Annotated in this window: 18 protein-coding genes; 7 read left to right on the top strand and 11 right to left on the bottom strand. The window is 52.5% G+C overall.

Going from position 1 to position 25034, the window contains the following annotated elements; genetic code table 11:
- Nucleotides 1-185 precede the first annotated feature (185 nt).
- Complete coding sequence (locus ACYVAD_RS04515) at nt 186-1631, top strand: hypothetical protein (RefSeq protein ID WP_461138263.1); 1446 nt, start codon at nt 186-188, stop codon at nt 1629-1631.
- 86 nt (nt 1632-1717) lie between these two features.
- Here the strand turns inward: ACYVAD_RS04515 and ACYVAD_RS04510 are convergent, their stop codons facing one another.
- Nucleotides 1718-2494, bottom strand: coding sequence for a ferritin-like domain-containing protein (locus ACYVAD_RS04510; protein ID WP_461138262.1), 777 nt, complete (start codon nt 2492-2494; stop codon nt 1718-1720).
- 20 nt (nt 2495-2514) lie between these two features.
- A complete protein-coding gene (locus tag ACYVAD_RS04505; RefSeq protein WP_461138261.1) occupies nt 2515-3267 on the bottom strand; it encodes a ferritin-like domain-containing protein in 753 nt (250 codons plus the stop codon).
- A gap of 360 nt (nt 3268-3627) precedes the next feature.
- On the opposite strand from ACYVAD_RS04505, the gene ACYVAD_RS04500 reads away from it, so the two are divergent.
- Nucleotides 3628-4083 carry a PA2169 family four-helix-bundle protein gene (locus ACYVAD_RS04500; protein ID WP_461138260.1) on the top strand — a complete coding sequence of 152 codons (456 nt, stop codon included), beginning with the start codon at nt 3628-3630 and terminating at the stop codon, nt 4081-4083.
- Nucleotides 4084-4162: 79 nt separating this feature from the next.
- On the opposite strand, the gene ACYVAD_RS04495 is transcribed toward ACYVAD_RS04500, so the two are convergent.
- The 4 genes from ACYVAD_RS04495 to ACYVAD_RS04480 form a co-directional block, all read right to left on the bottom strand.
- Nucleotides 4163-5029, bottom strand: a complete 867-nt coding sequence (locus tag ACYVAD_RS04495) for an aldo/keto reductase (protein ID WP_461138259.1) — start codon at nt 5027-5029, stop codon at nt 4163-4165.
- A gap of 102 nt (nt 5030-5131) precedes the next feature.
- The gene (locus ACYVAD_RS04490; RefSeq protein WP_461138258.1) at nt 5132-5989 is read right to left on the bottom strand and encodes a prephenate dehydrogenase; all 858 of its coding nucleotides are present in this window, start codon (nt 5987-5989) and stop codon (nt 5132-5134) included.
- Entirely contained in the window at nt 5986-7143 is a 1158-nt protein-coding gene (locus tag ACYVAD_RS04485) for a pyridoxal phosphate-dependent aminotransferase (RefSeq protein WP_461138523.1), read from the bottom strand. The genes ACYVAD_RS04490 and ACYVAD_RS04485 overlap by 4 nt, the downstream gene beginning before the upstream one ends.
- A gap of 96 nt (nt 7144-7239) precedes the next feature.
- A complete protein-coding gene (locus ACYVAD_RS04480; protein WP_461138257.1) occupies nt 7240-7824 on the bottom strand; it encodes an NUDIX hydrolase in 585 nt (194 codons plus the stop codon).
- A 492-nt stretch (nt 7825-8316) separates the two neighbouring features.
- On the opposite strand from ACYVAD_RS04480, the gene ACYVAD_RS04475 reads away from it, so the two are divergent.
- The 5 genes from ACYVAD_RS04475 (at nt 8317) to ACYVAD_RS04455 (ending at nt 19036) form a co-directional block, all read left to right on the top strand.
- Nucleotides 8317-12666 (top strand): T9SS type A sorting domain-containing protein, encoded by a 4350-nt coding sequence (locus tag ACYVAD_RS04475; protein ID WP_461138256.1) that lies wholly within the window; start codon nt 8317-8319, stop codon nt 12664-12666.
- A 97-nt stretch (nt 12667-12763) separates the two neighbouring features.
- On the top strand, nt 12764-13357 hold the full coding sequence (locus ACYVAD_RS04470) for a hypothetical protein (RefSeq protein WP_461138255.1): 594 nt from the start codon (nt 12764-12766) through the stop codon (nt 13355-13357).
- 125 nt (nt 13358-13482) lie between these two features.
- Nucleotides 13483-14778: a TolC family protein gene (locus ACYVAD_RS04465; RefSeq protein ID WP_461138254.1), complete on the top strand. Its 1296-nt coding sequence runs from the start codon at nt 13483-13485 to the stop codon at nt 14776-14778.
- 20 nt (nt 14779-14798) lie between these two features.
- Nucleotides 14799-15761 (top strand): efflux RND transporter periplasmic adaptor subunit, encoded by a 963-nt coding sequence (locus ACYVAD_RS04460; protein ID WP_461138253.1) that lies wholly within the window; start codon nt 14799-14801, stop codon nt 15759-15761.
- Between the two features lie 95 nt (nt 15762-15856).
- The gene (locus ACYVAD_RS04455; protein ID WP_461138252.1) at nt 15857-19036 is read left to right on the top strand and encodes an efflux RND transporter permease subunit; all 3180 of its coding nucleotides are present in this window, start codon (nt 15857-15859) and stop codon (nt 19034-19036) included.
- A gap of 68 nt (nt 19037-19104) precedes the next feature.
- Here ACYVAD_RS04455 and ACYVAD_RS04450 read toward each other — a convergent pair whose 3' ends face one another.
- From ACYVAD_RS04450 to ACYVAD_RS04430, 5 genes are all read right to left on the bottom strand, one after another.
- On the bottom strand, nt 19105-19461 hold the full coding sequence (locus ACYVAD_RS04450) for a VOC family protein (RefSeq protein WP_461138251.1): 357 nt from the start codon (nt 19459-19461) through the stop codon (nt 19105-19107).
- Nucleotides 19462-19463: 2 nt separating this feature from the next.
- The gene (locus ACYVAD_RS04445; RefSeq protein WP_461138250.1) at nt 19464-20318 is read right to left on the bottom strand and encodes a sugar phosphate isomerase/epimerase family protein; all 855 of its coding nucleotides are present in this window, start codon (nt 20316-20318) and stop codon (nt 19464-19466) included.
- A 124-nt stretch (nt 20319-20442) separates the two neighbouring features.
- On the bottom strand, nt 20443-20829 hold the full coding sequence (locus ACYVAD_RS04440; RefSeq protein ID WP_461138249.1) for a DUF4870 domain-containing protein: 387 nt from the start codon (nt 20827-20829) through the stop codon (nt 20443-20445).
- Between the two features lie 128 nt (nt 20830-20957).
- Nucleotides 20958-24410 (bottom strand): pyruvate carboxylase, encoded by a 3453-nt coding sequence (locus ACYVAD_RS04435; RefSeq protein WP_461138248.1) that lies wholly within the window; start codon nt 24408-24410, stop codon nt 20958-20960.
- A gap of 164 nt (nt 24411-24574) precedes the next feature.
- Nucleotides 24575-24982, bottom strand: a complete 408-nt coding sequence (locus ACYVAD_RS04430; RefSeq protein ID WP_461138247.1) for a hypothetical protein — start codon at nt 24980-24982, stop codon at nt 24575-24577.
- Between the last annotated feature and the right edge of the window lie 52 nt (nt 24983-25034).

Here is a 25034-nt window from a genome sequence, read left to right as displayed (position 1 = left end):
GAGGGGTGACAAATATCTTCTGGTCAAGGGACTTTATACTGGTCTCAAACGGACGAATACACAGTATAACTGCGTTCTATAGATACGGTAAAACCAGCCGGGACCACCGGGTAAGAGTTTACTGATAAGGTAGGAAAAGGCTTTTTCTGACCTTATTTTTGACTATCTACGTCCGTTCGTTACATATGAGCCTTCCACGTTTGTCTGGTTTAGTTGGTATAGCAATAGCGCTGCTTATGGCTTGCAGCCGTGACTTTCCGGCTACAGATCCGTACACGCCCCCCACAAACCCAACAACGCCTGGCACCGGCACGCCCACCACTCCCCCGCAGGTACCAGTTGCTCCTCCAAAGCGATTGTTTTTGTCAAACGACAAGGTAAAAGTGGCGATTGACCTCAGCATGGGCGGAGCGATCAACTACCTGTCCGAAGCGGGTAGTAACGAGAATATGGTGAACAATGCTGATCTGGGACGCCAGCTCCAGACATCCATTTACGCCGGCCCATACCCGTACAGTGTGAACGGAAAAGACCCGGTGTATCAGTGGCGTAACCTGGGCTGGAACCCCGTGCAGAGTGGTGACGTGTTCAATCATCCGGCGCGGGTGGTCAGCTATCAGCAGGAGCAGACTAAAATCTACGTAAAAACGATTCCACTGATCTGGCCCCTGTTCGACGAGCCCGCCGACTGCACCATGGAACACTGGTTGGAAATTAAAGACAACACGGTGCATGTCCGCTGCCGCATTGTCGTAAATCGGGCCGATACCACTCAGTACGAAGCCCGGACCCAGGAGATGCCCTGTGTATATCTCAATGGACCCTACTACCGTATGGTGACGTATACGGGGAATCAACCCTTTACAAACGGGCCTGTTTCCGAATACAAGGAGCGGGATATGATTACCCGCTACGGCTCCGAGAACTGGATAGCCTTACTAAACGATAGTGGCCGGGGGGTTGGCCTTTTCCGACCCAACGAATACCGCTATCGTACGGCTGGATTCGGGACGACGCTCGTAGGGGGGGAGTTCGATATACCAAGCGGATACATTAACGGCGATAGCTTCCTGGTGATTGATCACAACGGTACGTATGAGTACGAGTACACGTTGGTAGTTGGATCGTTGACTGATATCCGGCAATTCGCTTACACCCAGCCTCGTCCTGCGACGGTCCCGAACTTTCAATTCGGGCAAAACCGGTTGGGCTGGTACTATTATAATACCAGAGATCTGGGCTGGCCAATCCAGAACGAATTGGCCGTGAAGTGGGAGCGATTCGATAAAACTCAGTCTCTCTTTCGAATCATGAGTCCGATGGCCTACTGGCGTACCGCCGATGTACCCAAATTGTATATAAACGCAGCGTTCAAAACCGGCGCGACGACCGCCCGGCTAGTATGGCGTAAGCCCGAAGACCCTGATTTTATTGATGTTCCGGAACGGTTTGTCGAGTTTCCCATCACTGGCGACGGGCAATACCGGGTTTATGAGATCGATATGAATGGCCGAGGGGGGTGGAATGGTGTTGTCAATCAACTTTGTCTGACGCCAGCAGCTAACCAGCAGGGCGCTGAAGCAGGATCTATGGTGCGGATACGTAGTCTGACGGCTACACGACCAAACTAAAACACAGCCAGTGTTCTGGTTTTAACAGTAAAACAAAAAGGGAGCGACTTGAAAGAGTCGCTCCCTTTTTGTTTTACTGTTGTTGACTAGGCCAAGAATGGCGTAGCAATAGCCAGTACCTGTGCTTTCGTCAGCGGTTCATCGAACGCTTCCGTTACACGGGCCATGCTGTAACCAGTTGCCGATACCAGGTTAACACCACCTTGCGTCACGTTGTCTTCACCAGCGTATACTGCTGCCGGAACACCACCTGCGTCAGCATTAACGATGTATCCTTTCTGACCGCGCAGCATCCGAACGCGCGCTGCGTGACGGGCTTCTACAGAGTGGATTTGAAGCGCTACTGTCAGTACTGCCGGAGCTGAAATCAGCGCACCAGCTTGGCCTTTGTAAGCGCGAACACCGGTATCTTCCAGCGCCTGCGATACGGCTAGGTACGTTTGGTAGTTCGTCAGCACATCAGCGAAAGCACCTTTGTACGTCAGGTCAAAGTTTGGCTTAGCGATAGCTGCACCACCCAGTGCTGAACGTAGCAGGGCTACGTGAGCGTTTTCGTGTTTAGCGATCTGATCGTACACATTACGACCGACACCTGAAGGAATCAGGCCAGGAGCTGCTAATCCTTTGTTGTAAAATTCTGCTTCTAGATATTCGAGCAACAGAGCGAAGTTCAGAACGTCGGCTACTGAGCTGTTTTGAGCGTAAGATTTGTTAAGAATGGCTGCGAAAGCAACCGGAGCGGCACCTGCCATTGCTTTCTTCAGGAAGTTGGAGAAAACATGGCGACGCGATACATGGTCAAGCCGTTCGTACATGTCGGCATCCACCTGCTCAATTTCATTCAGAATGTTTTGTAAGTTCATGACAGATAGGGGGATTTAGACTATGCAATACGTTTAACTGGCATTGCGTTAATGGTTTCATACACGTAAGGAGCAACGAGAGTCAGAACTTCGCCTGGTACGCGGATTTCTTCCAAGCCCGAAGATGGGTAGATTACGCTGTCACCAGCGAACTCTGCTCCGTCCGGGAATAACAGTGCGTTGATAATAGCTGCGTGACGAGCTTCTACCGAAACGATTTTACCAGCTAGCAACAGATAGTCTACGCTTTTGATAAACTGACCGGCACCATTGTAAGCCGATACGCCGATTTTTTCAAACAGCGCAGCTGCTCCTAGAACGCTAGCCCGGCTGCTGAAATTGATGCTGGTGAAGTCTGGAGTCAGACCTGGAATAGCAGCACTTGCCAAAGCAGCTTTGAACAATTCGCGGTGGATAATCTCATGATCACGGATATCCGTCAGGGCTACTCTTTCCGCTTCCGTCATACCCGAGTATGGATTCATCATAACTCGTGTGTAGAAAGCAGCTTCGAGTTGCTCCAGAGCGTAGGCGTAGTTGAGGATACCAACGTCGTTGCTACCCAGATCACCTAAATCAACCGTGCGATAGCCGGCCCGAGCAGCACCCGTAGGAACCGCATCTTCTAATTGGTTCGTGCAGGCACTAAGTGCAACACCAGCTGCTGCCGTAGTACCTAGATAGCGCATAAAGAGTCGGCGACCTACCATTGCTGACTTCGCGTCAGAAAGTAATTGACTCACGCCAGCTTGGTCGTTGGATTGTTTTTCCATTGAGTTACTGATACGTTAAAGGAAGAGTTCCTGCCGCCCATCGGCAGAATTACCATAACTACGCGTTAGACCCTCAAAAGGATTTGGGAAAGTAACACATATCGTGTGAGCGGTCGCTTTACTGATCATACGGTATACATAAATTCCTTTTAAAAAAAAATAGACGCTTTGGTTGTTTTAAGGAAAATTAACATTATATAGTCGACCAAAAAATGTCATTTAATTGTATTGTATAAAGAGAAAATTAGTTTTTAGTTATAGCAAATAGCTTTGTAACGGATATAACCTCAAAAATTAATAGCTGGGATAACAATTACGAACCTCTGTGGTTCTAGTAGCAAACTATAGAACTCATTGGTTATGATTAAGAACGAAGAAATCGTTGATGATCTCAACGACCTGGTAAAAATCAACAACGACCGAATTCAGGGTTACGAAAAAGCAGTAGAAGATAATGAAGATGCTGGACTCGATGATCTGTTTCGTCACTACATCATACAAAGCCAGAATTTCCGGAGCCAGCTAGCTGAGCATATCGTACGTATCGATGGACTAGCTGTATCTGACGCGACGTCAACCGACGTCTCTAGCAAGATTCACCGCGCCTGGATTGACATCAAAGCCGCCGTAACGGGCAAAGACAAAGATACGATCCTGAGTTCCGTCGAGTTCGGTGAGAACGCAGCCGTAGAAGCCTACGAAGACGCGATCGAAAAGGATCACATTCCGGCTTACATCAAAGAAGATCTAACCAAGCAGCTCAGCGAACTGAAAGCTGCCCAGGAAAAAATCAAAGCGCTACACAAAGCAGCGTAGTATATTACTCAGTAAACAAAAAGGTCCGGGTATCAATTGATACCCGGACCTTTTTGTTTACTTGAGTTTACGAGAACCATTAAGCTGGTAAAGGCATATCCTGCAAGTCTTCGTCGGTCAGCTTAATTGTGGCCGCCTGCACGTTTTCTTCCAGGTGTTTAACGGATGAGGTTCCGGCAATGGGCAGCATAACCGGCGAAGCTGCCAGCAGCCAGGCCAACGCGATCTGGAACTCGGTGGCACCATGCCGCTCAGCTACTTTCTTGACCGCATTTTCTGCGCCAAGGTCACCACCGCCCAGTGGGTACCAGGGGATAAAGGCAATACCGTTTTCTTCGCAGTACTTCAGTACACTGTTCCATTTCTGTTGCCCGAAGCTGTACATATTCTGTACCGACACAACATCGAAATATTCCTGGGCTTCCTTGATCTGCTCAACGCTTACTTCTGACAAACCGATGTGCCGGATTTTGCCTTCCTGTTGCGCTTCTTTCAAGAATGTCAGATACTCTTTGGATGGCACCTTGTCATCGAAACGGTGTAACTGATAGAGATCAATCTGATTCAATTTCAGACGTTTCAGGCTGCCTTCCAGGGCTTCTTCGAGGTGCTTGCGGCTGCCATCCACGGGCCACTGATTCGGGCCGGTACGTAACAGACCGCCTTTTGTACCGATAACCAGTTCTTTTGGGTAAGGATATAAGGCTTCGGCGATCAGTTCCTCTGATACGTAAGGACCATAGCTATCAGCTGTATCGATAAAGTTGATGCCGAGTTCAACCGTGCGTTTCAGCACGCGAATGGCTTCATCATGATCTTTAGGGGGCCCCCAGATGCCGTCGCCGGTAATTCGCATGGCACCATACGCCATACGGTTGACGGTCAGATCACCGCCGATGGTAATCGTCCCAGCCTGTTGGGCTGGTTGTTGATCAACAGATTGCATAAACGCTGTTGGGTTTGTTGAGTTACGGACCCGGCGTCGCGCCGGGCCCATAGTATAAAACCAACGAAAGCGTTTTTTGTGTAGCTACCGATAAAATAGTTTTTACCGTTTCTCGATACCGTCCAGTACCCGACGAATCACGTTGGCCTGCTGCATGAACGAAAGTGAGGTCGTCAAATCCTGTTCGTCAATTACCTGTTTGAACTGTTGCAGGAAATCGATGTAAGCCGCCAGCGCATCCGATACGTTTGTTCGGTTCTGGTCGAAAATAGGGGCCCACATTTGGGGGGAGCTTTTGGCCAATCGAACGGTCGAACTGAAGCCCGTACTGGCCATGTCAAAGATTGCCTGCTCGTCCTGCTCTTTTTTCAACACCGTCAAGCCCAGCGCAAAAGCGCTGATATGACTGAGGTGCGATACGTAAGCCAGGTGCAGATCATGCTCCTGCGGAGTCATGAAGAACAGCTTCATCCCGATGTCGCGAAACAGGCTCTCGGCCAGCAATAAGCTATCGGGACGGCTTTTCTCCCGGTCGCAGATGATCAGATTTTTACCCGGCAAGAGCTCCCGAAAGGCCGCTCCAGGGCCTGAATTTTCGGTACCCGCCATCGGATGAGCCGCCACAAATTGACTCCGTTTAGGATGAGTATCGACAGCTGCGCAGATTAGCCCTTTGGTTGAGCCCAGGTCAATAACCGTCGCGTTGGGACGTAACTGATCCAGAATAACGGGCAACAAATCCGTGATAATATTGACCGGCGTGGCCAGAATCACCAGCATACTTTTGGCGACGGCTTCGTCCAGCGGCAGTAGTTCGTCGACAATACCCTTCGCTAAAGCCAATTGCCCATTCACCGCCGACGCGTCGACGCCGATAAAGTGCATTTTTGGGTATTTCTCCCGGAGGGACAGAGCGAATGATCCACCTAATAACCCAATTCCTACGATACTGACGATCATGCGTTGATACGGTTGACGGCTTCCCAGATACGTTCTTTCGGTAGACAGAGCGAGATACGAATGTACCGCTGGCCTTTGGGTCCGAAAATAAAGCCGGGAGCCAGAAAAATATGCTTGTTAACGAGCAGGTCGTCGACCAGTGCTTCGGGGGAGGTTGCCGAGTCGGGTAACTTGGCCCAGATGAACATACCTTCCTGATCGGTGGCGTAGGTGCATTTCAGCGCGTCGAGCAGGGCGTGAGCGGCTTCCATGCGGTCGGCATAAACGGCGTTACGTTCGCGGTGCCAGTCGTCGGAGTTCGTCAGCGCTTCGGCGGCTGCGTCCATTAACGGCTTGAACTGCCCCGAGTCGACATTGCTCTTAATAGTAAGTACGGCATCGACGTACGCTTTAGCCGCGGCCATCCACCCAATCCGCCACCCAGCCATGTTGTGCGATTTACTGAGCGAGTTCAATTCGATCGCTACATCTTTTGCGCCATCAACCGACAAAATACTGATCGGTGATTTCTTGTTCAGGATCAGGCTGTACGGATTATCGTGGCAAAGCAGAATCTTATGGTCATTGGCAAACCGGACCGTGCGCTCGAACAGGGCGGGTGTGGCTGGAGCACCGGTAGGCATATGTGGGTAATTCATCCACATGATCTTGGTAGTATCCGTTACCAGATCCGCCATAGCCGCCCAGTCGGGCTGCCAGCCGCCATGTTCCAGCAGGGGATATTCCTGGACGTTCGCACCGACCATCTGGCTAACCGCACGATAAGCCGGGTAACCCAGCTCGGGCACCAGTACCCCATCGCCCTCGTTCAGGAACGTCAGCGACAGATGCGTAATACCTTCTTTCGAGCCAATCAACGGTAGAATCTCGGTATCGGCATCCAGCGTTACCCCATACGTATGCGCATAAAAACGAGCTACGCCCTGACGCAGGCCCGGTGTTCCTTTATATGGTTGATAACCATGCGAACCAGGCTGCTGCGCCGACGTAACAAGCGCATCGATCGTATTGGACGAGGGCATCATGTCGGGATTGCCGATGCCGATATTGATGACATCATGACCAGCCGCCTGCAGTTTTCGAACTTCGGCTAGTTTAACCGAGAAGTAGTATTCCTGCGTTTGGTCGGCACGGTGAGCCAGAGGGATAATCATTGCCAGTGCGGTACACAACGTACCAAAGTAATTGTCAGATAAAACAACCGAGTCGGTTTGGAGCGGCAAAGATACGGGGATTATTCCGTCACGCTCCTAGAAATATCGGGTTGGTTCTGTGGACGAAACCGCGCGCGAAAGTAGATACTTTAAGAGCGGGGCCACGTGGAGGGCCTGCATAATATCACCCGACTCCAGAAGCTGGAGCGCCCGCACCGGCGAGACCAGGTGCACCGTAATCTCTTCCGTCGATTCCAGGTGCTGGGCCTGTTGCAACGTAACACCCATCGCCAGATAAGAATGCGACAGGTTGGTGTGCGTACCGGGGTTAGCCGACAGCGTCATCATCAGTTCCCAGTTTCCTCCGCCGAAACCGGTTTCTTCCAGCAATTCACGCTGGGCCGCTACCAGCGGATCTTCGCCCGGATCAACTACACCGGCGCAGAGTTCGTAGGAAATCTGTGCCAGGCCGTGCCGGTATTGCCGGATCATAACCAGCTGTCCGTCGGTGGTGATGGCCGTTACGTTGATCCAGTCAGGGTATTCCAGAACGTAATAGTCAGGAATATAGCCGCCGTTCTGCATGCGAACCGCGTCTTTACGTACTGTAAACCAGGGTAAACGGTGTAAGTATTCCGAAGATTCGATCTGCCAGGGCCGTGGATCATTGTTGAGTGTCATACCGCAAAGGTAGGGCCGCTACCGGACTAACGCATTGGCAAAGCGCAGATAGTGCTACCCGTCGTAAAGCGTTACGTCGCCTTTACCGCTGCGGATGCGGTAACGAACAGGCAGTCTCTGTGGCACGGTTGTTGATCCCTAATCATTGATTTTGGTGACCTAGCTAAGGAGGTGATGACTAGCCGAGCCAGAACGTACGATACGGTGTAAGTGTCGCTGGAATCTGGGTTCGGAAAAGCCAATGCTGGTCTTGTGAATGGATTAAAGATGCGAATCAGGCTGTTGATAGATAGCCGCGGAGATGGTCGGTCAAGAGGAAAAGTAGCAGGATAAATTCGTAAAAAGCGTTCGTAAATTCCCAGTAAATGAGATGCTTACTACTTCCGTAAAGAAGTAAAGCGATGCTGATTTGCTGGAAGAACATTCGTCAACGCACAAGTAAGAGGAGGATAGATGGTAGTGTCGACCACGGTTCTGGGTTTGTTTTTCAGTATGTTACGTTCGCGTTTTTCTCGCCTGTTGGGCATTGTTGCGGTATGGTTAGTAGGGCATGTAACCCTGGGTCAGACGATTACGCCAGCTTACGTCGCTGGTCCGGTTTGTATTAATACGGCTACCAGTTTGCCCTTCACCGTGACGGGGCAGTTTGAAGCCGGCAACACGTTTATCGTTCAGATTCGAAATCAGTACACACAGGAAATTCTGCTTCAGACACAGGCGTTTTCTGCCAGTCCAGCGCAGGTTCAACTGCCATCCAGCTTACCCAATTATACCGAAGAAGGCCGGTACCAATACCGGATTGTGAGCAGTAGTCCATACGCCGAAAGTGCCTGGACGAACTGGCCAAAAGTGGTGACGCCCGCTGTTGTTAGCCTGGCTAATGTAGTTTCACCGATGATAGCCAATCCCTACCAGCCTGTTACGTTACAGTACACGGTGCAGGGCAGCTCGCCCGTAAGCGTAACACTCAGCGATGGTACCCGGCAGGAGCTCTCTGATTGCTGCAATACTCAGTTTACAAAAGGCGTGGCGGTCTACCCCGAAAAGAGTACTACCTATACGATTGCGTCTGTTGCCAACAGTTGTGGAGTAGGGGCGGGGAGCGGAACGGCCACGCTGACGATTAATTCCATTGCCATGAAAACGGTATCGGTATCGCCTGCCGTGATTTGTGTGGGTAATGAGTTCTTGGTCGCTTACTCCAAAGGAGCGGGTAGCTTCGGGGCGGACAATACGTTTAAAGTCCGACTGATTAGTTATAATCCATTCGCTGCAGAGGTGCCAGCCAGTGGCAGCCAGTACGACCTGAATGCGGTTGAAACCAGCGGAGGGTTGAAAGTACAACTGCCTGCCTCATTCACAGGCACATCGTCGTTTTACGTACAGGTAATCACATCCAATCCCGTAACGGTCAGCGACCCGACGGGAGTACAGCTAACGGTTAGTCCGGCGGCAGCGGCCCAGATTACAACGCCTGCTCTAACGATTGACGCCGGGCAGCGACAGGCCATTGCCGTGCAGGCACGTGGACGTGGGCCTTATCAGGTGGTCCTGAACGACAGTCTGCAACTGGCGATCGATGAGTCCGGGAGCGGGTCTGGGATCGGTAATCTGATTGTTCGACCCAGACAAACAACGACCTACCGGATTACGAGTTTTCAGAGTACCTGCGGATCGGCGATAGTCAGTCCATCCAGTACGACGATCGCCGTACGGCAGGGGATTTCGGTCGATTCGTTACCCGGTAAAGATTACCAGCGAGGACCCGTTTGTGAAGGGCAGCAGCTTCGGTTACCCGTCACCCTGAATTTTCTCCAGCAGTCAGCGACCAAGTACTTCGTTGATTTCCGCTACGGGGGAGGAGGTAACGTACTGGCTTCGGCTCCGGCCACGCTGGAAAACGGCCGGATGCTGGTGTTTACGGTGCCGGCTCTACCTACCGACAGCAGTGGCTATCTGGCCACCCGAAATTACAGTCTGCGCATTCGAACGACCGCGCCCGAAACCGAAGGAGCATCCGACCCTAACCAGACACTCGTTGTTACGCACAAACCACAGCCCTTTTTTGCAGTTGATGATCGCCAACGTGCGCTGGAAAGCCCTGGTACGGTAGCGTTACGTATTCAGAACATTGGTGGGGGACCGTTTACGTATAAACTAAGCGGCAGTCCGGCCCAGACCAGTACCTGCCTGAATTGCGATGACCTGAGCGTTCAGGTGTACGCGCCGGCGACAAAGACGTTCAAGATCGACTACTTTGAGAATAGCTGCGGCCGGGCGGACAATCTGGCGACCAGTGCTACGGTCACTGTTGAGAAACCGAACGCGGCTAGTGTGGAAATTGATTCGGTCGAGCAGAACAAGTGTAATGGTGATAGTATTCAGGTGTTTTTCCACACCACGGGTACGTTCGATGTGGACAACTTGTTCAAAGTACAGGCCGCTGCTGCATCACTGGGTGAAGGCTGGGGCTGGACAGAGGCCGCTGTTGTCGGACAGGGGACCCGTAGCCCAATTCGGATCAAATTGCCGGAAGATCGTAAAGTACGTATCAGTGCTACAAATTCTGCCGTTGCCAGTAACGAGTTTCGGGTAAGTGTGAATCAAAAACCAACGGCGTCACTCGAAATTCCTGAGGTTATTAACAGCTATTACCTCTACGGCTCCGAGCCCAACACCATTCCGGCGGGAAGTGCAGTTACGCTGAACGTAACACAGTTGACGGGGAAAGGGCCTTTCACAACCTTGTATACCAACGGAACAACCGACTTTACGGCTGCCTCCGGAACGAGTGTAACGGTGAAACCCGTCGGCAAAACGACCTATCGGCTGAAATCCATTGCCAATGCCTGTGGAGTAGGAACTGTGTCGAATCAGCAGATTACGTACATCCCGCAAGCGTACCGAATTGAACTGCCTGTGCGGCCCGCGACCAACTCGTACTATTTTACGTTCTGCGGTGGTACCACACTAAGTCTGCCGTTCATTACCAACCCATCGGCCCCGGCTGGCACCGAGTACCAGTTGCAGCTGGCGTCGCGTCGGGATTCGGTATTCAGCACTATTGCCATAACCACGACTTCGCCCGCAGTTGCCACCATCTCTCCTTCGCTAACGACGGGAGACTATTACTTGCGATTAATCGCTAAAAACTCAGACGCCCGAACGGCGGCCCTGCTGGTGCGTGTATCACAACCGCCAACGGCAACGCTGGTCGCGGCTAATCCGGCTTCGGTTGGTGCGGGTAGTCCCGTAAAACTGACCGTGAATCTAACGGGCGAAGCCCCCTGGCAAGTGCTCTTTTCCGACAAAATCAGTCAGACGTTCACCACCTCACCGGCGGTTCGTGAACTGACCGCAACTACTGGTCAGACGTATTCGATACGCAGCGTGACGAATGGATGCGGGTACGGAACCGCAACGGGTGAAGCTGCAATTACAGTCAAACCAACGATTACGCTTGCCATAACATCGGCGGTGGGACAGGCTATTTGTGCGGGACAGCCCGTGTCGTTCCGGTTAGCCAATACCGGCGATTTTTCGGCGGGTACTACGTTAGCATACAGTCTTATCAATACTGCCACCAAAGCTGAAACGGCGCTGATGACCGCATCGCTTTCCAGCGGTCCCGTTTCGTTGACTTTACCGACGACAGTCGCGGCTGGTACGTATCAGGTGCGGGCGTTGGCTTCGGGTAGTCAAGGTGAAACGCTGAGCAGCAATTTTGCCGTAAGTGGGTTACCCGCTTATTCGCTGTCTGGAAATACAATTATTAACGCTGGTCAGTCGACGTATTTAAAGCTCACCAATACTGGCGGGACAGGCACTTCTGAACAGGTTAATTACGCGCTGTCGACGGGTTATCAGGGGGCGTTCACCGCCCACGGGACCAGCGCTATCGTTCAGGTGTCACCAACGCAGACAACCAGCTATAGTCTGGTTTCGGTAAGTAACAGCTGTGGCACCGGCCGCGCCATGGGTATGGTGACGGTAACCGTTAATGCAGCTAGCGAAAAGACCGTCACCGCCACAAACGTATCGTCGGATTTGTTGTGTAGTAATACAACCATGGCCGTTGAGTACGAGACAACGGGTACCTTCTCAACAAGTAATACCTTTACCGTTCAGCTATCGGATTCGACCGGGGCGAACTTCAAAACGCTAACGACAACGGGCAGCAGCAGTCCACTCCGGGCGATCATTCCCGCTAACCTGCCATCCAGCGCGGGCTATCGGATTCGGGTAGTAGCCAGCGACGCCAATGTCGCTAGTGGAGCCAACCCGTTCACGTATCAGGCCGTTGGCAGTCCTACCGCCAGCTTCGATTCGACAATGTATCTGTTGCAGCCCGATAAAGCGGTTCAGGTTAAACTGCGGTTTACGGGGGACGGTCCCTGGACGTACAGTGTGCAATCCGGGCAGATAAACCGGACATTCACCGCTACCACCAAATCGGCTGTGCTGGACTGGCAGCCCACTACGGGTGCTGGTGCCTATCAGATTACGGCCGTGTCGAATGCGTGCGGAGCGGGCGCTCTCCTGGAACCATCAATCACACGGGTTGAACTGGTAACGGCCACAGAGCCGGTGTTAGCTCCTGCTATTCGGGTGTATCCAAACCCGGCCAGTGATCGCGTCTGGATTGAACTGACAAACCTACCAAAACCCGTTACGGTGCAACTGATTGATCTTACCGGACGACTGTTGACCCAGCAGCGCACGTCGGAGTCGGTCGCTGAAATCAACCTGACGCCCTGGTCGAACCCGATTGTGCTGGTTCGGGTTGCGGTAGATAAAACAGGACAACAGTTTACGTATCGTATCCTGCGGCAGGGAAATTAGACGGTGCTTTTCTGGGTGGGGGTATATCAACCGTTGCCTCTGTTTCGTTGTCTAAACGGTTTTCGAAACCGGTATTGCAGGCCTTTGTACTCTTCTGATGAAATATACGCTTTCTTTTCTTTCGGTTATTAGTTGTCTAGTCGTGACTTCCTGCCAGCGTCCTGTCGCTTATTTTCAACCGACATTCCGCGTGGCTGCCAGCCGTCTGCCGGTCGTAGCCAGTAAACCTATAGAAGATTCAGTTACTGCAGCAGCAACTTTGCCGAACGAGTCGGAAACGCCAACGGAAAATGTATTGACGGTCATAAGCGAGCCCGTTACTGCTAGTCGGGCAGGTATACCTCAGCAGGCAACCAGCCGTCGGCTCGAGCAGCGGGCACAGCGGATACAAACGTTGCTAACTAAAAGCAGTAGGCAGGAAACAGCTCAGCAACCACGTCCGAAGCCGCAGAAGAAAATGCGACTGGGTAACCGGATTCGGCAAAGCCTGGGCATGCCCTTGCGTCAGGAATTGAACTGGTGGCAGCGCATCAGCTGGAAATTAAAAGCGGCAGTAATCATTATTCTGATTGCCGTTCTGTTTGCGATTCTGAAAATTACGCTGCTGGCAATTATCTTCGGACTGGTCAGTGCTTTCCTGCTGATCAGTGGTCTCCGCCGATCGTTCAAAGTTCGCCGACCCTGGTTCTAGAAAACAGTGTAAGATTGGCTAAGAAGCCGTTTTGCCTAGACTGAGTATATTTAACAGCCTTTTAATTGAGTATCTGCCGTTTTGGGAGGGGCATTTAGTTATTTTGCCCATTGCTTCTGAAACCAATGCTACTCAGGAATCGGTTACTTTTCACTTTATTAATCAGCGGATTAAATCTGGTTGCCCACGCGCAAACTTCGCTGACGCTACGACAGGCGCTGCAACAGGTGCGGACCAGTAGTCCGGCGTTACGTATCGAACGGCTGAACGTCAACGCGGCCCAGGCTGACGAAATAACGGCTAATCTGCGCACCAATCCGGTCCTTAATAACCAGACTTTATTTCAACTCAATCAAGGGCAGCCGGCTGTGCCGGTTACCGATGCGCCCGGTAGCCTAAGTCGGCAACGACGGCAATTTTGGTTGCAGGCTACTAAGGAATTTGATATCCATCACAAACGGGAATACCGGACGCGTTTTGCCCAGGCCAATACAACGCTGGCGACGCGAAGCTTGGCTGAAACGGAACGTAACATCCTTTTTGATGCCGCCAACCGGTTTTTGGACGCCTGGTACGCCCGGATTCAACTGACGTTACTGGATCGGGCTCGTGCCAGTACGGATACGCTGGTTCAGGTGAACCGGGTACGACTGAAAAACCTGGCGATCTCCACGACGGATCTGACCCGTACACGATTATTGCTGGATCAGTATGATTTGCAGACACGTACCGCCCAGCAGGATTTGAGAAATCGGTTGAACGAACTTCGATTGGTGCTGGGGACCACCGACAGTATCAACGTAGTCATAAACGACTCAATCGTAAACCCCGCCGTTCCGAATCCGCTCGTGCTGCATCCTGTGCCGCTGGCCCCCGTCGATAGCTTACTGCAACTGGCGTCCACGAATCGAACGGATCTGGGCGTGGCAACGGCTACTATCGACGCGGCCCGGCAGAATCTGGCTTTGCAACGGGTGCTTGCCAAACCTCGTAATGAAGCTGGCCTCATCTGGAACCCCCAGAATAGTGTGCCCTACGCCGGCATTTACCTGACACTCGAACTACCCGTTTATAATCGCAACCAGGGGGAGATTCAGAAAGCGCAGGTAGTGCAAGAACAGGCTGGGCAGGCCGCTTCGCTCGTCCAGGCTCGCATTCGAACGGAGGTAAGTACGGCCTACGAATCATTCGTCGCCAGCCGTCGCAATCTGGAGCGGTATACGGGTATCCGGCGCGATGCCGATCAGGTACTGGCTTCGGTTCGTTACGCCTATCTGCGGGGTGCTACAACGCTGATCGACTTGTTCGAAGCGCAACGCTCCTGGTTCGAGACGCAGACGGCCTACTACGAAGCGACCTATACCTATCGTCAGAGTTACATCCGGCTGCTGTACGCAACCGGTCAGATCAATACCTACTAATCAATCAGGCCATCTCACCAATGTTATCATTTCGTCAACTTCTTGTCGTACTGGCACTGCTTACGGCGTCCTGTAAAGAAAAAGCCAAGCCGGTTGTTACGGCTGTTCCCCGACCAGCGGTGAGCACCGACGGCGCAAAAATTACATTTCCGGATGTGGCGATGATGAAGCCTTTCAGCACCGAATCCGCTGCGCCCGGAGCTATCCGAAATGACTTTACTGCGCCCGGACACGTAGCGGCTATGGTAGTTCGGTCCATCGAAAGCCCATCTGAGCGGCTGGTTTTGTTCGATAATCCGGATTTGTCGGCCAACTACACGGCCATCCTGCAACACCGAATCAACATTCAGACTCAGCGGGGTAACCTGGCGCGGGTGCGGGACTTGCAGGCACATGGGGCTGCATCAGGCAAGGAAGTAATCGAAGCCCAGACGCAGCTGGCCAATGAAGAAGCCGCCATCATTAGCGATGAGGCTACGCTAAAACTGGCCGGCTTTGATCCGGAAGCGTTACGTCGCGCTAAGCCCAATACGATTCTGGTTGTCTGCGAAATTCCAGAAAACCAGTTCAGCAGCATCCGCAAGGGACTGCCCTGTACGCTAAATTTTGCTTCGTTTCCGAACGAGCGCTTTCAGGGTCGGATTGATGACATCAACGATTACGTTGATAACACCACTCGCCAGATCAAATTACGCATTGCCGTCGACAACCCGGACGGGCGGCTGAAAGCGGGAATGTATGCTACGGTGCAGTTCGGCGTGGTCGAAGGAAATTCTATCACCGTGTCGCGCGACGCGGTTGTGACGGTGCAGGGGCAGGATTATGTTTTCGTAAAAACCGGTCCCAAAAGCATTGAGCGTCGATCTATTCGGCTTGGTCAGCAGCAGAATAACCGCATTGTGGTGCAAAGCGGCTTACGTAGCGAGGATGCCGTCGTTGCTGCCAACACGTTGCAGTTGAAAGGACTAAGTTTTGGATACTAAAGAGGAGAGGAGGAAAGGATTGACGATACTCATTTGTATCCGTTCCGGTTTTCCTCCTCCCTTTCCTCCCCCTCCTCCCTTTCCTCCTCCTATTTATGATTCAGAAATTAATCACGTTTTCCCTGCGTAACCGCTGGGCCGTTGTAGGGCTGGCGGTGGCAATGATGGGGCTAGGCCTGTGGTGCTTCAAACTGCTCAAGATCGAAGCTTACCCCGACATTGCCGATACCAACGTCATCGTTATTGCCAAATACGACGGCCGGGCAGCCGAAGAGGTTGAGCAACAAGTGACGATTCCAATCGAGCGGGTGCTCAACAACGTACCACACGTTACGGATCGACGGTCGCGGACGATCTTCGGGCTGTCCGTGGTGCAACTTAACTTCGACGAGGCCGTAACCGATTATTTTGCCCGGCAGCAGATCATCGAGCGACTCAGTAACGCGCAGCTACCCGACGGCGTTGAGCCGGAACTGGCTCCGTTGACAACAGCGGTGGGCGAGATTTACCGATACGTGATCGAAGCCCCGGCGTCGTTCACGCCCATGCAACTGCGCGATCTGCAGGACTGGATCATCATTCCACAGCTCCTGCAGGTACCTGGCCTGGCTGACGTAACGACCTTTGGTGGGCCAATCAAACAATACCAGGTTATTCCTGATCCGGCCAAGCTGCGCAAATTCGACTTGACCCTACAGGAAGTGGTCGATGCCCTGCAGAAAAACAACCAGAATACCGGCGGGAACATCATCGCGCGAGGTGGACAGGGGTTTGCCGTTCGTGGGTTGGGTGCCTTGAAAACACCCGAGGACGTACAGAACATCGTACTTAAAACCAACGAAGGGGTACCCGTACTCGTTCGGGATGTCGCCAGTGTTGAGATCAACCCACCATCGCCGTCGGGGATTCTGGGGTACCGGATTCCGGATGAACACCTGGATGCGGTTGGTTCTACGGAAGGGATTGTCCTGTTACGTCGGGGCGAAAATCCCAGCGAGGTACTGGAGTTGCTGAAAGAAAAGATCGCCGATCTGGAAGCACGCGAACTGCCTAAAGGCGTTCACCTACGCATCCTGTATGACCGGGGCTTTTTGATCGACCATTCGCTCGAAACCGTAGCGCACACGCTGATCGAAGGGATTTCTATTGTCGCCATTTTGCTGGTGCTGTTCCTGGGTAGTCTCCGGGCCGCGCTTGTTGTGACAGTAACGATCCCGTTTTCGCTGCTGTTTGCCTTTATCCTGATGAAACTCGTCGGTATCCCCGCTAACCTGTTGTCGCTGGGAGCCATCGATTTCGGGATCATCGTGGATGGCGCCAGCGTGATGGCTGAGCACCTGATCCGACGATACCGATCCCCCCGACCGATGGACCGAACGGAAGGGCTGGTTACGGTTACCACCAAGTCGGCGGGCGAAGTAGCGCGGGAAATTTTCTTCTCCGTCACGATTATCATCCTGGCATACATGCCGATTCTGCTGATGCAGCGGGTCGAAGGGAAGCTGTTCAGCCCGATGGCTCTAACGCTGTCGTTCGCCGTGATCGGATCGCTACTTTGCGCCCTGACGCTGATTCCGGTGCTACTGTCGTTCGCGTTTAGGAAAGCGCTCGACCCGAACAGTAAGCCGATGAAAGAGCATAAAAACTTTCTGTTGTCGCCCCTGGAACGGGGTTACCAGCGACTGCTCCGGTCGACACTGTTCCGGCAGCCCCGGCTGGTCGTGGGGGTAGGAATGACGATGGTGCTGGTTATGATTGGTTTTGGTCTGAAGCTGGGTACGGAATTTTTACCCGAACTGGACGAAGGATCAATCTTTATGCGGGCGTTCATGCCGTCGGGTATTACCATTCAGGAGAACGCCAAGATCGCGCCCAAAATCCGCGACATCATCGGCAAGTACAAACCCGTTGCATTTGTCATTACCCAGTCGGGACGTAACGACGACGGAACCGATCCTTTCCCATCCGACCGAACCGAAATTCTGGTGGGGCTAAAGGATTATAGTACCTGGTCGGATAGTATATCCAAAAAGGAAATTGTCCGGTCGATGCAGGCTGAGCTACAGGAAGCGTTTCCCGGTGCGTTCTTCTCATCCGGCCAGCCAATTATCGACCAGGTAATGGAAATCGTAACCGGTAGCGCGGCTGACCTGGCTATCTCCATTGTTGGTAACGATCTGCAACTGATGCGGGCCAGAGCTGACAGTATCGCTACGCTGGTACGCGGTATGGACGGCGCGGTATCGGTAAATATTGAGCAGGAAGGACCGCAGGATCAATTGGCCATTCGCATCAATCGGCCAGCTGCGGCTCGATATGGTATCAACGTATCGGAGATCGAAGGGATGATCGAAGCCGCCATTGGTGGCAAGGCTGTTGGTTCGATCTACGACGAGGCTAAACGCTATGATCTCGTGGTTCGCTTTACGCCCGAAAGTCGGGGTAGCATCGATGCTATCCGGCAGCTGCAGGTTCCCTCCGCAACAGGAGCGCTGATTCCGATGAGCGAACTGGCTGACATTCGTTACGTACAGGGACAGACCAACATTTACCGGATCAACGGCAAGCGGATGATTACCGTGCGGACGAACATTCGCGGGCGGGATCAGGGCGGTTTTGTGAAAGAGATCAGCCAGAAAGTGAGCCAGCACGTTCACATTCCCGAGGGCTACAGTATCATCTACGGGGGGCAGTACGAAAACCTAGAGCGGGCCGGTGGACAACTGGCTGTTTCGATCCCGCTGACGATTGTTGTGGTGTTTCTCTTCCTCTTTATGCTCTACGGCAACGTGCGTGATACGTTGCTGACGCTGACCTGTCTGCTGTTTGCACTAGCAGGTGGCATTGTCTCGCTGTTGTTGCGGGGCTACAACTTCAACGTATCGGCGGGCGTAGGCTTCGTATCGATCTTTGGTATATCCGTGATGGCGGGCGTAATTCTGGTATCGGCCTTGAATCGGAGCCTTGAACACAGTACCAAGTCACTACTGGAGGTGACGATTGAGACGGCGCAGGAGCAATTCCGGGCGATCATGGCCATTATGGTCGTGGCAATTATTGGCCTGGTTCCGGCAGCCATTTCGAGTGGTATCGGTTCCGACGTACAGCGACCGCTGGCGACGGTTATCATCGGTGGTCTGACGACCACGCTGATCTTTACGCCCTTGTTAATTCCACCGCTATTCTATCTTGTCAACCGCCGTCGTTTACGGCCTGCATTAGGTATTGACGGAAAACCGCAGCCCGAGCCTATCGAAGAAGGGACGGAGATGTAAGCAATAACTGGTAGCAGAAAATAGCGTTACCTTTTTGTCGTCCCGCCTAAGGCGGGACGACAACTGTTTTAGGCAATGTACTGCAGAAACTCAATCCGGTTGTCAAACGGATCGCGGATGAAGAATCGCTGCCGCCCGTCGATTTCGGAGGAGTATTCTATCGTAATCCCTTTCTGAATGAGTTCCTGTTTGGCCGCTTCCAGATCAAGCACTTCAAAAGCCGGGTGCCGGGAAGAGTAATAGCTACCTGCTTCTTCGCGCAGATGCAGTTGAATGTCGGCGATGATAAACCAAATAGCTCCCTTCGGATGATTACCCGGAATCTCGGTCAACTCCAGTATCTGACTATAAAAAGTGCGGGCTTCGGCCGTCTTTCCCACTGGTATGGAGATGAGAATATGGTCTAACCGCTTGAATTGAATCATAACTACTGCTGATTAAACTCGTCTACTTTCCGACGCATGAATTCCAAGCTACCTTTCGCCAGTTCATCGGCATCATAGCGCGACGAACGCCAGAGCGACACCGCGCTGGCCATACCCGGCACCGCCGACGAGAAGTTTTCCAGCACCAGATTACCGCCGTAATTAATTGCTTTCAGCGCCCGGAACAGGTCATCCCAGTGCACATTACCTTCGCCAAGCATACCCCGGTCGCTTTCGGTCATGTGAACGTGTTTGAGTGACGATCCTGCCGTGATGACCGGATCGTAGAAATTCGACTCCTCAATGTTCATGTGGAACGTATCGAGGTGTAGCCCCAGATTCGGCTTGTTGATGCGTTTCAACAAGCCCAGCACGTCGTCGGCAGAGGTGCAGACGTAACTTTCGTAGCGGTTAATCGGCTCAACCCCGATGGTAATACCCAGCTGAGCCGCATAATCAGCCACGTCGGCCCAGACCTCACAAACGGTGCTTTCCTCCTCCGGCGTACGGGGCTGACCACTAAACACGCCAATGCCGCTGTGCAGCACGCCCCCCAAAAACGTTACGTCCAGTTGAGCCGTTTTGTCGAGCGCTGCCTTTATGAGTCTAGTCGCTTCCTGCGGATGAAACGGAATATGCGCCGTGGGGGGCAGATTCAGGGAGCAGACAGCTGCTAGGTTGTGATCGGCTAATTGCTTTTTGACTGTCACGGCATCAAATTCCATCGACGGGGGCAGCAGAATTTCCAGCAGGTCAAAACCCGCGGCTGCGGTCTTTTGAATGGCGTACAAACCACCTTCGGGTGTCCAGCGGGGCGGTATCCAGGATAGGAGTGAAGCACCAAATTTTGGATTCATAAAATGCGAATGTCTTGGTAAGCGATTGGTAAAAGTACCGGAATAGGTGCGATAAACGAATTACGCCATTGAAAACAGAAACGTCTGCTGTCAATGGCGTAATGAACACGGAAAGAGTATGCTGTTACTTGATAAATCGAATGCTGATCGGGTACCGATAGTATTCGCCATTGCTGGCTTTGATAGCGGCAATGACGGTAAAAATCAACCAGATAGCCCCAACGATCCACAAAAGGAAAATCCCGATCAAAAGCAGGAAAAGCACAAAACAGACGGCTGCTGCCAGGGCAATCGTAATATTAAAGTTAACGGCTTCCTTGCCGTGAAAATCCAGAAATTCAGAGCGTTGTTTCTGGATTTGCCAGATGATGAGTGGGGCCAGTACACTACCGATCACGACAAACGAGCCCGGAATAGCGCTAAGGTGGGTGATAACGGCCCAGGTGCGGCTGTCTGAGTCGCTAAACGGGGGCTGGCTTGAGTAAGGCGAAGTTGGTGGTCGATTTTCCATAAGAGTAGCTTATGTGAATATTTCTCCGGTATAACCCGCTGATAGCTAGTAATGTTAGTGTTGCCCCGCCAAACGTAAGACCCCATCGAGATTCGATAGGGTCTTACGTGAACATAGACAAGTGAAGATTACGCTAGTTCAATAACCCAGTCGTCCTGCTCCACCACGATGCCTTCTTTCAGAATAACCTTACTGACCTTGCCTTCTTTGGGCGCCGATACAATACTTTCCATTTTCATGGCTTCGATTACGAACAGCGGCTGGTTTTTCTTCACCGTATCGCCTTCTTTCACCAGAATCCGGGTCAGACGTCCCTGCAAGGGCGCGCCTACATCACCGGGTTTGCTGACCTTGGCGTTGATCTCTTTTTCAACCTTCGACGCTTTGTCGCGAACCTGTACCTGCCGGCTCTGGCCGTTCAGTTCGAACGTAATGGTTCGCATACCAAACTCATCGGGCTCCGACATGAACAGCAGCCGTACCAGAATGGTCTTACCCGCTTCGATATTGATCAGAATCTCTTCGTTTTCCTTCAGACCAAACAGGAAGGCGGGTGTTGGGATGATGCTGACATCGCCGTATTGCTCAATGGCCTTATAATACTCGTCGTACACCTTCGGGTACATTTGGTACGACAGGTAATCCAGGAAACCGTCGTTTTTGGGGTATTTCTCCTGGAACGTTTTGAAGTCGGCATCGAAGTCGATCGGCTTCAGGTGTTCGTTCGGGCGACCCGTAATCGGCTCTTCGCCTTTCAGAATAATTTCCTGAATGTCTTTGGGGAAGCCCCCAACGGGTTGCCCCAGAATTCCCTTCATGAACTCTTTCACCGATTCGGGAAAGGCCAGCGACTCACCCCGCTCCCGAATATCGTCGGGGTTCAGGTTGTTAGCGGTCATGAAAATAGCCATGTCGCCCACCACTTTCGAGGATGGCGTTACCTTCACGATGTCGCCAAAAAGCTGGTTGGCGATGATATAGTTTTTCTTTAGCAGTTCGAATTTGTCGCCCAACCCCGTTGCGTTAGCCTGCGGGCGCAGGTTTGAATACTGGCCACCCGGAATCTCGTTTTCGTAGACCTCGGCGCTGCCCGCTTTCATACCCGACTCAAACGGATAGTAATACTCCCGAACGTCTTCCCAGTACGTAGAATACGCATTCAGCGACCTCAGATCGATGGGGCACTCGCGTTCGTGATCCTGCATCATGGCCACAACGGAGTTGAAATTAGGCTGCGAGGTCAGACCGGACAGGGCACCGATGGCGCAGTCGATAATATCGACGTTGGCGTCAACAGCTTTCAGGTACGTAGCGGCCTGAATTCCCGCGGTGTCGTGCGTGTGCAGGTGAATCGGAATATCGACCGCCTGTTTCAGCTCGCGAATCAGGACATCGGCGGCCTGTGGTTTTAGCAAGCCAGCCATGTCCTTGATACAAAGCAGGTGCGCACCCTCGTCCTCCAACTGGCGGGCCATGTCGAGGTAATACTGTAGAGTATACTTGTTGTGCTCGCTTGGGTTCAGAACGTCGCCGGTGTAGCAGATGGCCGCTTCGCAGAGCGCATCGGTACGTTCCCGTACGGCTTTCATGCTCACTTTCATCGCTTCGACCCAGTTGAGCGAGTCAAAAATCCGGAAGATGTCGATACCCGTTTCCCAGGATTTTTCGACAAATTTCTCGATCAGGTTGTCCGGATAAGCCGAGTAACCGACGGCGTTGGAGCCCCGGAACAGCATCTGGAGCAGCATGTTCGGCATGGCTTCACGCAAGGCTTCCAGGCGTTTCCACGGACTTTCGTACAGGAAGCGCATCGATACGTCGAACGTAGCGCCACCCCACACCTCCATCGAAAATAGCTCCGGGTGATTTTTGGCAAAACCTTCGGCAACTTTCTGTAAATCCTGTGTCCGGACGCGGGTAGCCAGCAGCGACTGGTGCCCGTCGCGGAATGTCGTATCGGTGTACAGGATACTTTTCTGATCCTTTACCCACTGCACGAAGCCCTCTCGACCCAGTTCTTTCATCCGGTCCCGATTCCCGGACGGGTACGGACCAAATACATCGAACGGCGGCACAATGGGCATTCGGAATACCTTGCTGTCGTCCTTCTTTTTGACTTCAGGGTTACCATTGACAATTACGTCGCCGAGGTAGTTAAGTACCCGCGTTGAGCGATCCTGTGGCTGCTTGAGCATGAACAGCTCGGGGTGACTCTCGATGAACGACACCCGCGCTTCGCCCCGCTGGAAAAGCGGATGGCTGATTACGTTCAGCAGAAAACCGATGTTGGTTTTTACGCCCCGAATCCGGAATTCGACCAGCGCCCGCGCAAGTCGCTGCGAGGCACCTTTAAGCGTCCGGCCCCGCGCCGATACCTTCACGATCATCGAATCGAAATACGGCGAAATCTTGACGCCCGCGTAGCTGCTGCCCTCATCCAGACGAATACCAAAGCCAGCCGCGTTCCGATAAGCGATGATCGTACCGAAATCGGGTTTGAAGCCGTTGGCGGGGTCTTCCGTTGTAATCCGGCACTGGATCGCAAAGCCGTTCAGCGGAATCTCATCCTGATGATGGATATAGATACCGTTGTCGGAGAGCTTATAACCCATTGCAATCAGCAACTGGGTCCGAACGATGTCGATCCCGGTAACTTCTTCCGTAATGGTATGCTCAACCTGAATCCGGGGATTTACCTCAATGAAGTAAATGTTCTCGTTTCTATCGACCAGGAACTCAACCGTACCGGCGTTGGAGTAATTGACGGCGCGGCCCAGTTGCAGGGCGTAATCGTAGAGTTTCTGTTTAGTCTCCTGCTTCAGGCCAAGTGATGGCGCAATCTCGACCACCTTCTGAAACCGTCGTTGTACCGAACAGTCGCGTTCGTAGAGGTGAACAATGTTACCGTGCTGATCGCCCAGTAACTGCACCTCGATGTGCTTAGGTTCTTCAATGAATTTTTCGAGGAAGATGGTGTCATCCCCGAACGCGTTACGGGCCTCGTTTTTCGCTTCGGTGAACGCTTTGTCGAAATCATCCGGCTGCCGAACTACGCGCATACCGCGTCCGCCACCACCCGCTGCGGCTTTGACCATAACCGGAAAACCAATCCGTTCGGCTTCCTGGCGAGCAAATTCCGGACTCATATTCTCCTCGCGGGAGTCCGGGATCAGCGGTACGTTCGCCGTGGTCGCCAGGTTTTTGGCCCGGACCTTGTCGCCCAGGGCTTCCATAGCTTCGGGCGATGGACCAACAAATATAATACCTTCTTCGCGGCACCGCCGGGCGAGCTTAACGTTTTCGGACAGGAAGCCGTAACCGGGATGGATCGCATCGACCTGATGACGTTTGGCCATCAGAATGATGCCTTCCACGTCAAGGTAGGGCTTTAGCGGCTCATCATCCCGGCCAATCTGGTAGGCTTCGTCTGCCTTGTTCCGGTGCAGCGAATAGCGATCTTCGTACGTATAAACAGCGACGGTGGTGATGCCCAGCTCGGTTGCCGCCCGCATAATGCGGATGGCGATTTCGCCCCGGTTCGCAACCAGCAGGCGTTTAATCGGGCGGATGTATTCCTTCATGCTTTTCAACAAAATCGGCCTAAGGCTGTATTACATTAAATTATAAGGCAAGATTGTTGAAAAATTTGGGAAACAGTACGCTTTTTGTGGAAAGCTTAGCAAAATGGCCTGTTTTGCCAAATGGGATTAAGGACCGTCAACAGATATTGACGCATTACTATTTGTTACTTCGTTTTACGTCCGCCAATGTATTTCCAGGCGGCATTGGCAAATACCAGAGCCAGCAGGCCTGGTAGTAAAATGGCACCTGCTCGGAAACCCGCACCGGTAAGTTTGTAAACCCCCGTGTTGTACTGCCCATAACTCTGGAAAAGCCAGAACACTGATGCGGCCAGTAAGCCGACGGAAATGACAATACCGGCAGCCTGTCCTAGGCGTCCTGCAAACCAGGCAACTACTTGGGCCAGCCCTACCACAACCGCTACTGTCGCCAGCGCTTTAGGAAAGGTTTCGAGGTAGGTATAATCAAAGAAGAACACCCCCGCCCGGCCAACCAGGTTGGGGTGCGATAGAAGCCAGCCGTCCAGTACGACGAGGACGATTAACAGAACATAAAAAAAGGGATTACGCATAAATCAACTCGGATCAGTATTCAGGTGGCGAAAATAGTGAATGTCCACACTG

This window comes from Spirosoma pomorum, from assembly GCF_054776615.1.
Note: the sequence above shows the minus strand (reverse complement) of the source record. Positions and strands in the feature narration are given on the sequence as shown.

Coding starts and splice junctions, on each gene's coding strand:
- ACYVAD_RS04465 (WP_461138254.1), top strand. CDS start 13,483: ATGCTACTCAGGAATCGGTTACTTTTCACTTTATTAATCAGCGGATTA.
- ACYVAD_RS04445 (WP_461138250.1), bottom strand. CDS start 20,318: ATGAATCCAAAATTTGGTGCTTCACTCCTATCCTGGATACCGCCCCGC.
- ACYVAD_RS04470 (WP_461138255.1), top strand. CDS start 12,764: ATGAAATATACGCTTTCTTTTCTTTCGGTTATTAGTTGTCTAGTCGTG.
- ACYVAD_RS04490 (WP_461138258.1), bottom strand. CDS start 5,989: ATGATCGTCAGTATCGTAGGAATTGGGTTATTAGGTGGATCATTCGCT.
- ACYVAD_RS04485 (WP_461138523.1), bottom strand. CDS start 7,143: ATGATTATCCCTCTGGCTCACCGTGCCGACCAAACGCAGGAATACTAC.
- ACYVAD_RS04435 (WP_461138248.1), bottom strand. CDS start 24,410: ATGAAGGAATACATCCGCCCGATTAAACGCCTGCTGGTTGCGAACCGG.
- ACYVAD_RS04430 (WP_461138247.1), bottom strand. CDS start 24,982: ATGCGTAATCCCTTTTTTTATGTTCTGTTAATCGTCCTCGTCGTACTG.
- ACYVAD_RS04450 (WP_461138251.1), bottom strand. CDS start 19,461: ATGATTCAATTCAAGCGGTTAGACCATATTCTCATCTCCATACCAGTG.
- ACYVAD_RS04500 (WP_461138260.1), top strand. CDS start 3,628: ATGATTAAGAACGAAGAAATCGTTGATGATCTCAACGACCTGGTAAAA.
- ACYVAD_RS04505 (WP_461138261.1), bottom strand. CDS start 3,267: ATGGAAAAACAATCCAACGACCAAGCTGGCGTGAGTCAATTACTTTCT.
- ACYVAD_RS04495 (WP_461138259.1), bottom strand. CDS start 5,029: ATGCAATCTGTTGATCAACAACCAGCCCAACAGGCTGGGACGATTACC.
- ACYVAD_RS04515 (WP_461138263.1), top strand. CDS start 186: ATGAGCCTTCCACGTTTGTCTGGTTTAGTTGGTATAGCAATAGCGCTG.
- ACYVAD_RS04510 (WP_461138262.1), bottom strand. CDS start 2,494: ATGAACTTACAAAACATTCTGAATGAAATTGAGCAGGTGGATGCCGAC.
- ACYVAD_RS04480 (WP_461138257.1), bottom strand. CDS start 7,824: ATGACACTCAACAATGATCCACGGCCCTGGCAGATCGAATCTTCGGAA.
- ACYVAD_RS04475 (WP_461138256.1), top strand. CDS start 8,317: ATGTTACGTTCGCGTTTTTCTCGCCTGTTGGGCATTGTTGCGGTATGG.
- ACYVAD_RS04440 (WP_461138249.1), bottom strand. CDS start 20,829: ATGGAAAATCGACCACCAACTTCGCCTTACTCAAGCCAGCCCCCGTTT.
- ACYVAD_RS04460 (WP_461138253.1), top strand. CDS start 14,799: ATGTTATCATTTCGTCAACTTCTTGTCGTACTGGCACTGCTTACGGCG.
- ACYVAD_RS04455 (WP_461138252.1), top strand. CDS start 15,857: ATGATTCAGAAATTAATCACGTTTTCCCTGCGTAACCGCTGGGCCGTT.